At 45.1% G+C, this 8,693-nt stretch carries 5 protein-coding genes; 1 reads left to right on the top strand and 4 read right to left on the bottom strand.

The annotated features are described in order from the left end of the window. Positions 1-96 precede the first annotated feature (96 nt). Positions 97-1,284 carry an NAD(P)/FAD-dependent oxidoreductase gene (locus tag A587_RS0120360; protein ID WP_017219081.1) on the bottom strand — a complete coding sequence of 396 codons (1,188 nt, stop codon included), beginning with the start codon at positions 1,282-1,284 and terminating at the stop codon, positions 97-99. Positions 1,285-1,827: 543 nt separating this feature from the next. Between A587_RS0120360 and A587_RS0120355 the strand changes: the two genes are divergently transcribed. Beyond that, positions 1,828-3,978: a S8 family peptidase gene (locus tag A587_RS0120355; protein WP_017219080.1), complete on the top strand. Its 2,151-nt coding sequence runs from the start codon at positions 1,828-1,830 to the stop codon at positions 3,976-3,978. Positions 3,979-4,597: 619 nt separating this feature from the next. Here the strand turns inward: A587_RS0120355 and A587_RS0120350 are convergent. The 3 genes from A587_RS0120350 to A587_RS0120340 all read right to left on the bottom strand — a co-directional run bounded on the left by A587_RS0120350 (position 4,598) and on the right by A587_RS0120340 (position 8,664). Beyond that, positions 4,598-6,520, bottom strand: coding sequence for a methyl-accepting chemotaxis protein (locus A587_RS0120350; protein WP_017219079.1), 1,923 nt, complete (start codon positions 6,518-6,520; stop codon positions 4,598-4,600). A gap of 162 nt (positions 6,521-6,682) precedes the next feature. After that, complete coding sequence (locus tag A587_RS0120345) at positions 6,683-7,438, bottom strand: class I SAM-dependent methyltransferase (protein ID WP_017219078.1); 756 nt, start codon at positions 7,436-7,438, stop codon at positions 6,683-6,685. Between the two features lie 74 nt (positions 7,439-7,512). After that, positions 7,513-8,664 carry a response regulator gene (locus tag A587_RS0120340; RefSeq protein ID WP_017219077.1) on the bottom strand — a complete coding sequence of 384 codons (1,152 nt, stop codon included), beginning with the start codon at positions 8,662-8,664 and terminating at the stop codon, positions 7,513-7,515. Positions 8,665-8,693 lie beyond the last annotated feature (29 nt).

The raw sequence follows: 8,693 nt of genomic DNA, 5'->3' as shown, positions 1-8,693 counted from the left end.
CTGAGGTTAGATACCAAGATTCTAAAACTGTGGCCAAAATTAGTTGACCACTACAGTTTGAATCTAATTGTCTTCATCTAGAATCTAATAAACTAGCTAACAAGCCTGTCCGCATGCCCAGCCGGAGCTCCAAGCATATTGAAAATTATAGCCCCCGAGCCATCCGGTGACATCGGTGACTTCGCCGATAAAGTACAGGCCTTTTTGTTTTTTAGCTTCGAAGGTTTTTGAGCTTAATTCATCGGTATCTACACCGCCTAACGTAACCTCTGCGGTGCGATAACCCTCTGTACCATTTGGTTTTATTTGCCAGCTGGTGAGAGTTTCAGTAAGCTTTTCAATCTCAGTGTGGCTGAGTTGGTTGGCGTTTTTATCTGGAATGCTACCGTCGCTGATTAGGGCTTCAATAAAGCGCTTTGGTAAGATGGTCGAAAGCAAGTTCTTCAGGCTCTTTTGCCCTTGCTCACTACGCCAATCATGGAGTTGTGCTTGCACATCTAAGTCAGGTAGTAAATTGATGCTAACAAACTCGCCTGCTTTCCAAAATGAGCTGATCTGCAAAATTGCAGGGCCAGATAAGCCTCTGTGAGTAAAGAGAATATTTTCTCTAAATTGGATACCGCTTGCGCTGGTCACTAGGCTATCTACGCTAATACCAGACAAACCATCAAAGCGTGCTTTGTCGTGATCATGGAGTGTAAATGGTACAAGCGCTGCCGTGGTTGGTAATACAGTTAAGCCAAATTGCTCCGCTATTTTGTAGCCGATTGGCGTTGCGCCAAGTTTTGGCATGGTTAAGCCACCTGCGGCGATCACCACTGACTTGCAGTTAAACGTTTGAGTTGTGGTTTTGACTAAGTAGCGACCATCAGCTTGATGTTCAACCGCAAGGACTTCTTGACGTAAATGGAGTGACACGCCCGCCCAGTCACATTCAGTAAGAAGAATATCTACAATGTCTTGTGCGCTATTGTCACAAAACAACTGCCCAAGTGTTTTGTGGTGGTATGCAAGACCATGGCGGTCTACCAGTTCAATAAAATCATGTTGGGTATAGCGGCTCAAGCACGACTTTACAAAGTGTGGGTTTTTACATAGATAGTTAGCAGGTGAAGCATTTTCGTTGGTAAAATTACAGCGGCCACCGCCACTGATCAAAATTTTACGACCTGGCTTTTTTCCCATATCAACCACTGCAACTTGTCGCCCTCGGTATCCAGCCTGTGCAGCACACATCAACCCTGCAGCACCTGCGCCGATAACGACTACCTCTATTTGTTGCATAAACTCACTCAACTTTTTATCTAAGATTTCTACACTTACCGTTTTGCCAACAGTTTAGCTTTAAGCGGCAAAATCGCGACCAAGCGAAAATTATACCTAGATTCTTTATCTAATCACAGCTACGAATATCAATAGCCACTCGCATACCTTTTAAACACTTGTAAACATTATGTCAGCGCTATCATTTCTTAAAACCTAAAAAATAAGAAAATACAACTAGAACAACAAAAAAAACCAACCTTTAACACTAAGAAAGTCTCCACTCTATTGGCTACAAATGCTTCACAAAGTTAAAAACACTATTTTGTTTACAGTCATTTACAATGTAACTGAAATTTATTCACTCTCTCACAAAAATGAAAAATATCGATTAAAAACAATACAGTAAGAATTTTTTATAGCCATTTATCCGTCCACATATAACTAAAAAATTAGTGCAAATAACAAAACAGCGCTTTCTTTTTTTTAACTAGGAGTTTACTTTCACTGACCATCAGCTTTTTATTAACAGCTGAACAACAAGTTAGAAACTAGGGAAACATTATGACAATCAATAAAAACTTTAAGCGCGCTGCACTAAGCGTCGCAGTGAGCGCATTATTCACTGCAACAGCAGTTACAGCCGCACCAGCACAATCAATCGGCCAAGATGCAGCGCTTGCAGCAACAGCACAAAAACTATCATCACAAAGCACGCTTGGTACACAGTTCATCATCAAGTACAAAGATGCTAGTTCGCAAATGATGGGCCTTTCAGCTGCGGATCTTGCTCCTGCTAAAATGCAACAACGTGCAGAAAGCTTTGTACAAGGCTTTAAGAGCAGTAAAGCGAGTGCTCGCGCTCAATACGTACGCCCAATGGCACTTAGCAATCACCACGTTATGCGTGCTGACAAAAAGCTTTCAGCAAAAGAAGCACAAGCATTCATGAACGAAGTGATGGCTTCTGGTAATGTTGAATACATCGAAATTGACCAAATGCTAAAGCCATTCGCAACGCCTAACGATCCTCGTTATAACGATCAATGGCATTACTACGAAGCTGCTGCTGGTATTAATGCCCCAGCTGCGTGGGATAAAGCAACAGGTCAAGGTGTGGTAGTTGCGGTACTAGATACAGGTTATCGCCCACATTTAGACTTAGATGCCAACATTCTGCCTGGCTATGACATGATCTCTAATACCTTTGTTGCTAACGATGGTGGCGCACGTGACAACGATGCTCGTGACCCTGGTGATGCAGTCACTCGTGGTGAATGTGGCACTGACTCTTCAGGTCAACCTGTTCCACGCGCGGATCAAGACTCAAGCTGGCATGGTACACACGTAGCGGGTACAGTTGCTGCGGTTACAAATAATGGTGAAGGTGTAGCTGGTGTTGCATACGACGCTAAAGTAGTGCCTGTACGTGTTCTTGGTAAATGTGGTGGTTTAACGTCTGATATCGCTGACGGCATCATTTGGGCATCTGGCGGCTCGGTATCTGGAGTGCCTGCAAATGCTAACCCTGCTGATGTTATCAACATGAGTTTAGGTGGTGGCGGTGCATGTAGCGCAACCACACAAAATGCAATCAACCAAGCACGTAACAACGGTACAGTCATTGTTATTGCGGCAGGTAACGATAACGATAACTCAGCAAACTACAACCCAGGTAACTGTAATGGCGTAGTAAACGTAGCATCTGTAGGTCGTGATGGTAGCCGTGCTTACTACTCAAACTATGGTGCAAACATCGACGTTGCCGCTCCGGGTGGCGCGCAAAGTTTTGCTGATGATCCTGAAGGTATCCTATCTACCCATAACTCAGGCTCTGGTGCTCCTTCAAATGATAGCTACCATTACTCACAAGGTACGTCTATGGCGGCACCTCACGTTGCGGGTGTTGCTGCGCTAATCAAGCAAGCTAAACCATCTGCTACGCCTGACGAAGTAGAAACTATCTTGAAAAACACTACACGTAGCTTCGCTGGTAGCTGTTCAAACTGTGGTACTGGTGTTGTTGATGCAGCCGCTGCGGTAAATGAAGCTTTAGGCGATGTTGTCACACCACCTACAGGTAATACGCTTGAAGATGGCGTTGCAAAAACGGGTCTAAGCGGCGCGGCTGGCAGCAATCAATTTTTCACTTTTGACGTACCCGCTGGTAAAACCAATGTAACCTTCACGATGAGCGGTGGAACAGGTGATGCTGACCTTTATGTAAAACTTGGCAGTCAACCAACTTCAGGCAGCTATGACTGTCGCCCATATGAAGGCGGTAATGCCGAAGTTTGTAGCTTTGACGCACCTCAAGCTGGTACATACCATGTAATGATTAACGGCTATAAAGCTTATTCAGGCGTAAGTTTAGTTGCGGCAACTTCGGGCTCTAGCACAGGTGGTCCACAAGCAGGTGGCGGTACAATTGAAGATATTTCAGCTTCAAGCGGCCAGTGGGTTCATTACACAATCGAAGTACCAGAGGGTATGAGCGACTTCACCGTGAAAACATTTGGTGGCTCAGGTGACGCTGACTTATTCGTTAAGTTTGGCTCACAACCTACAACAAGCAGCTATGACTGTCGTCCATACGAAAATGGTAATACCGAGACTTGTGTAATCACTAATCCACAAGCGGGTACATGGCACCTAAGCGTTAATGCTTACCGTACGTTCTCGGGTCTAACCTTAGACGCGCAGTACAAGCCATAAGCAAAATTTAGTAGGCTCAGATTGAGTCTTCTTTCCCCAACGAGAGGCCGCATTTGCGGCCTTTTTTAATTATTTCGAGTTTAGTTTGTGGGAACGAGTTTACCTCGCGAGCTTTTAACTGCTCGCCGCGTGAAGCGGCTCCGACGTTTTGTCTTATGCTGTCGAGATAAATCTCGACCTACAAAACACGCTGGTAGGAACGAGTTTACCTCGCGATCTTTTAACTGCTCGCCGCGTGAAGCGGCTCCGACATTTCAGCTTATGCTGTCGAGATAAATCTCGACCTACAACACTCGATGGTGGGTGCGAGTTTACCTCACGATCTTGTAACTGCTCGCCGCGTGAAGCGGCTCCGACGTTTCAGCTTATACTGTCGAGATAAATCTCGACCTACAAAACGCGCTGGTGGGAACGAGTTCACCTCGCGAGCTTTTAACTGCTCGCCGCATGAAGCGGCTCCGACGTTTTGGCTTATGCTGTCGAGATAAATCTCGACCTATAACACTCGCTGGTGGGAGCGAGTTTACCTCGCGAGCTTTCAACTGCTCGCCGCGTGAAGCGGCTCCGACGTTTTGTCTTATGCTGTCGAGATAAATCTCGACCTACAGCATAATCGTTATTACCGCAGGCCCAAAGTGCCCCTGATCTCCCGCATTTTTTCTTTAAGGCTTTGCTGGATTTGTTGCACTTGCTCATGTGAGCTATTAACCTGACCTTTCATGCTATCCATAGCGTGGCCAAAGGTATCTAAGAGATCCGATTGCTGATTGGCAAGATCCATTGCATGGGCGGCAACTTGGTTGGCGCTTTGTGCGCTCTCTGCCACACCTTCTGAATTGCGTTTCAACTCTTGTGCATGACCAGTTTGCTGCTGTGCCTCGTCTGCCAAAGCCGAGATTTGTGTCGATACTTTGTTTGAATTATCACTCAAAACATTTAATTGCTGGTGAATATCAGTCAGTGAGGCTTGTGTTTGCTGTGCAAGCTTTCGTACTTCATCCGCAACGACCGCAAACCCGCGGCCATGCTCACCTGCGCGCGCCGACTCAATCGCCGCGTTGAGCGCGAGTAGGTTTGTTTGTTCTGCGATGGAGCTGATCATATCAATTACTTTACTCACATCTGAAACACCATTAAGTAATTCATTTAAGCTCTCTAATCCCTGCTCTACCCGCTTTTGCGTGGTAGATGAAGCGCTCAACATAGCATCCGCATAGGACACACTTTGTGTCATTGCTTCAAAGGTGTTATTGGCATTGTCGGCAACTTGTGCGTTGATTTGATTGGCATCTGCCCCAAGCGCTTTAAGCGAGTCAAGCTGTGCTTGGTTTTGCTCCACCTGCTCAAACGTGTTTCCAGCTTGTGCAGAGATCTGCGCCAAGTTAGTGTTCATCTCTTCCATAAAGGTATTTATCACACTCAGCATTTCTGAGCGTTCGTCCGCTTCTGCTCGCTGCCTATCAATTAACTGATTAAAGTAACTCGCAATTTCGCCAATTTCAGTGTCTTGGTTTTTACTTTCAATATTACGTAATTCATTGCTTTCGATAAGCTGAGCGAAGCCATCGCGTAGTTGTCTTAGCGGAGTTAATACTTGATTGAACTGCACAAAATAGACACCACCAGCGAGCAGTACGAGTAACCCAATGGCCACACCAAACAGCATAAACACATTGGTTTTTACGTCAGCCTGCTCTGTTTTTAAGTTGGTCTCTGCTTGTAGGATATTCTCTGAGATTGCTTTAATATCACCTCGCAGTGCCAGCATGCCAGCTTGGCGTTGTTTGGACTGCTGCAAGGTATTTTCTAAGTCGCGGGCATAACGTTTAGGCCAGCTCACAAGCTCTGCTTTTATTTCTAGCGCTAAGTCTTCGGCTTCGGCACCTAAAAATAGCTCGTCTTCGTCTACCTCACTCATTACCCCTAAGTTTTCGAGTCGGTCTATTCGCGCGGCAATATCCTGCAAACGGCTTAAGCTCGACATCAAACTCTGCTCGGTCTGCTGTTCGTAAGCCATAACTAATTGGTAGGTATATAAGCTCAAATTCGAGACTTCGCTAAAGTAGTCTGAAGCGAGATTAAAGTAGGATTCTTTGGCAGCACTATCTTGTGCTTTAATTGCGTACTTAACGAGACTCGATGCTGAACCTGACATTTGCCTAAGCGCATTATCCAACAGCGCAAGTTCATTACCTGAGAGCTTGCCGAGTGCTCGATATTTACCTGCAATATCCTGTTGTAGTTGTGTGAGTTTAGTTTTAAGTTGCTCAGCAAGCGCTGGTGGCAACTGCTCTACACTTTGCTGTAATGCTTTGATTTGTTCATCAGCCTTACTTAAATACTGGCTATCGCCCGCACTCAAGTAATCTTCTACTGTACCCTCAAGCTCGATGATCACCGCATTTTTAACTTGATTGTAAGCGGCGTCTTGCACATCAAGCTCCGTTAACACTTGGCTTGCCCAAAACAGACTCGCCCCAAGTAGAATACTCGCTGTCGTCAGTAATATTGCCAATAACCGAGTAAAAGTAGACACGCGCATAGAATCACAACCCCTTAATCAAAATGCTCCGCAAGAGTATTAAGGATTTATGACAACTTGATTAAATCTGGTTACCTTTTCTGTACAATAGTACAAAACCATACTTTTTGCGTATATCCATCTAGATATCTACTGCACAAAATTAAATCAGGTAGTGGTGTGCTATTTCATCGCGGCATTAACATAAACGTCAAAGCGGTTTTTCTTGGTTTTTATTTGCATACTTGGCGTTTTATCATTTAAGAAGCCAGCGTAGTCTGGACGTTTTACCACAACTCTTTTAGTGGCTAACTGCAAAGCAAAAGGCAAAAGTGCGTCCGCATCTAAGTCATTGCCAACTAAGTCTTGAAATACTCGCATTTCTTTCTTCACTTGCGCTGACTTTTCACGATGCGGAAACATAGGATCAAGATATACTACATCCGGACGCCAACCCGCTTGCTCTAGCAAGTCATGGCTGGAGCCAAACTCCAGCCGCATAGTTGACCGCACCCATTCGCCAATTTCAGCATCTTGATAGGCGCGTTGCAAGCCGTCATATAGCAGCGCTGCGACTATCGGGTTACGCTCGTGTAACACGACTTTGCAACCCATAGACGCAAGCACAAAGGCATCGCGTCCAAGTCCCGCAGTTGCATCCAATACTGTAGGCACAGCACCTTTATTTAAGCCCACCGCTTTTGCAATTGCTTGTCCTTTGCCACCACCAAATTTGCGTCGATGAGCAACTGCGCCGGTAACAAAGTCAACTCGGATAGCACCGAGCTTTGGTTCATCTTTTTTGAATAACTGTAAGCCTAGTTCATCATAGACCAATTGAAACTCCGCCTCGTTAATAGTGAGGGCGGATAAATTAAACAGCTTAGTTAGCGTATCTAGGTAGGATCTGTTTTCTTCAAAAGGGGTGTGAATGTACAAGCTAAGCTCCCAAGGGTTACCAACCGTGGCAGTATACCCCTTTCCCTTTCTAGTGTCTTTGATTATCCAGTGGTTTAAAACAGTTCAATATCTGCTTGCGACGCCACTTCATCCTCACCCCAAGGTTTCGCTATTTTGTTTAAACTCTCTATAAGCTGCTGGCGTACCTCAGTCACTTCTCCTAACTTATATTTAATTATGGTTAGCTCATCGCTTAAATAAGTGAAATGCTCATAGAGCTCTTGCAACCGTTCTCTTTCACTTGACTCTAAGACTGCAAGCTTGTCGCTTTCTAGCACTGTCTGAAACTCAGCAACTTTACCACTGTAATGATCACCAACGCCGCTTAAATGATCGCTCAGCTCAGCAAATACTTGCCCGATATGTTCCACTTTATTGAGCGCATCTTCACTGACTTCCATGTCTCTGATTTTGGCATCAGTGGCTTCCAGTATGTGCGGAAACAGATCTTTATAGCGACCATAAACCGCAACATCGTCGACAGGCATGTTCTTAATCAGTAAAGAGACTTTAGGATAGTTAATGATAGTTCTGCGACCAAAATCAACAAAGCGACTGCCATCTTTGTGTTTCTCAAATAACTCTTGCTCTATCGGTTGAATCGCCCCTTCACTGGAGTAAAACATCGCGTCTTGGTGATACCAAAAGGCCACCGCAACATCGAGCTCCATCGGCATAAAAAACTCTAAAAAATGAGCGCTCAAAGTATTGAGGTCATGCGCGTGATACGATTGCCCAACGTAGCGCATTATACGACCCATATCACCAGAGTCGGTCATGGCGATTTCAGCTGTGGTTTGGGCGCGCTGTACGTCTTGTTTGAGCTGCGACGAGGTTTTTCTATAGTCATCAAGGACATTAATACGCGCTAGCAATTCTTCGGCGTTAAAGGGTTTGACTATGTAGTCGGCAGCGCCGGCGTTGTAGCCCCGCATTCGCTCTGAAATATCGGCACGAGAAGACAAAAACATAACTGGGATCTCAGTGGTGTCCTCTAGTTTTTTGAGTTGCTCACATACCTCAAAGCCCGACAGTCCAGGCATCTCGACATCAAGCAAAATAATATCCGGACGGTATTTTTTAGCCAACCGTAAGCCTTCCTCGCCATTTTTCGCATGTAATATTTTGCACGTACGCGATAGCGCCTCATCAACAATGTGATGGACGAGTTTATCATCATCAATGGCAAGAACCAGTTTCGTCATGTGGCTTTCCCTATTAATTCATATCTTTA

This window comes from Pseudoalteromonas sp. NJ631, from assembly GCF_000276645.1.
Taxonomy (GTDB): Bacteria; Pseudomonadota; Gammaproteobacteria; order Enterobacterales; family Alteromonadaceae; genus Pseudoalteromonas; species Pseudoalteromonas piscicida.
This window is presented reverse-complemented; position numbering and strand designations above follow the sequence as displayed.

Coding starts and splice junctions, on each gene's coding strand:
- A587_RS0120350 (WP_017219079.1), bottom strand. CDS start 6,520: ATGCGCGTGTCTACTTTTACTCGGTTATTGGCAATATTACTGACGACA.
- A587_RS0120360 (WP_017219081.1), bottom strand. CDS start 1,284: ATGCAACAAATAGAGGTAGTCGTTATCGGCGCAGGTGCTGCAGGGTTG.
- A587_RS0120340 (WP_017219077.1), bottom strand. CDS start 8,664: ATGACGAAACTGGTTCTTGCCATTGATGATGATAAACTCGTCCATCAC.
- A587_RS0120355 (WP_017219080.1), top strand. CDS start 1,828: ATGACAATCAATAAAAACTTTAAGCGCGCTGCACTAAGCGTCGCAGTG.